The organism is Psychrobacter sp. Ps2, from assembly GCF_022129405.1.
In the GTDB taxonomy this organism is placed as follows: domain Bacteria; phylum Pseudomonadota; class Gammaproteobacteria; order Pseudomonadales; family Moraxellaceae; genus Psychrobacter.
On sequence record NZ_JADQAM010000029.1, the window covers coordinates 1 to 1024 of the forward strand.

Sequence of the window (1024 nt, forward strand, 5' to 3'; positions counted from 1 at the left end):
GTATTTGAGTATTTGAGTATTTGAGTATTTGAGTATTTGAGTATTTGAGTATTTGAGTATTTGAGTATTTGAGTATCGACCCATTTTTATAGCTACAACAGCTATCAGTTGACGAAAACACTTAGCCGTAGCTTGCATTTCAGTATAGCTATGTCCAGATTTTAGGAGGTTAGCGATAATCTTACGTTTCTCGGAATCTTTCATACGTCCTGAATACTTATCTTCTGTATTAGCACGAGCAATACCTTGCATCTGACGGTTACGCCGATCTTCATAGTCCTTTCTAATAGCAGCGAGCATATCAAGTAACATTGAATTGATGGCTTGCAACACGCTACTCATAAATTCAGTGCTATTCTCAGATTGAAGCGCCATATGTGAGGTCGGCAGCTCTTTTGATACGACTGCCAACTTTTTCTCTGATAGCATTCTTTTGAGAGTAACCTAATCAGCTTGTTTCAAACGTGCTAAGCGGTCAAACTGCTCAACCAAAATCACATCGCCTTCGTGGGTTTGAAAAATGAGATAGTGTATCGCCAAGATAGGTGTAGTTTGATTTTTACTGTCAGGCTGCGTCACTAAAATCCGCGAAGTTTGTTACTACGGATTTGATAGTAGAGATCAGATGGATTGACCATCAGTTCGTCATACACAAAGAGTTGTGCCACAAGTCTACAACCCTCCATTATTATTTTCAGAGTGAAGACTTACCTGAGAGCTACCTTCTTGATGCTCATCTTTATTCTCTTTAAGGTTGGTCCGGCTCTCGTTATTTTGTTTTGTTCTAATACCATTCAATTCAAGGGCCGCTGCAAAAGCATGCTTATCAGGCATACTAATATGGTTTTCATTTTCTAATGGCCTATCTCTTTCAGATAAATGAGCAACTGATAACAGTTGATCGTTTTTTTGCTGGTCTTTAGTATTGAAAGTAGTCTATTAGGGCATGTCTTCAATTGGATAAGCCCTAAATAATAGTTACAATACCGCATCTATTGAGTCGATGCGAGAAATACAAGTTATG

Annotated in this window: 2 protein-coding genes and 1 pseudogene; all 3 read right to left on the bottom strand. The window is 38.4% G+C overall.

The window, feature by feature from the left end:
- Positions 1 to 429 (bottom strand): annotated as a pseudogene (locus I3254_RS01775) (hypothetical protein); the annotation flags it as partial.
- A gap of 15 nt (positions 430 to 444) precedes the next feature.
- Complete coding sequence (locus I3254_RS14270) at positions 445 to 579, bottom strand: hypothetical protein (protein WP_264298306.1); 135 nt, start codon at positions 577 to 579, stop codon at positions 445 to 447.
- 93 nt (positions 580 to 672) lie between these two features.
- Positions 673 to 834, bottom strand: coding sequence for a hypothetical protein (locus I3254_RS01780; RefSeq protein ID WP_156916082.1), 162 nt, complete (start codon positions 832 to 834; stop codon positions 673 to 675).
- Positions 835 to 1024: the final 190 nt, after the last annotated feature.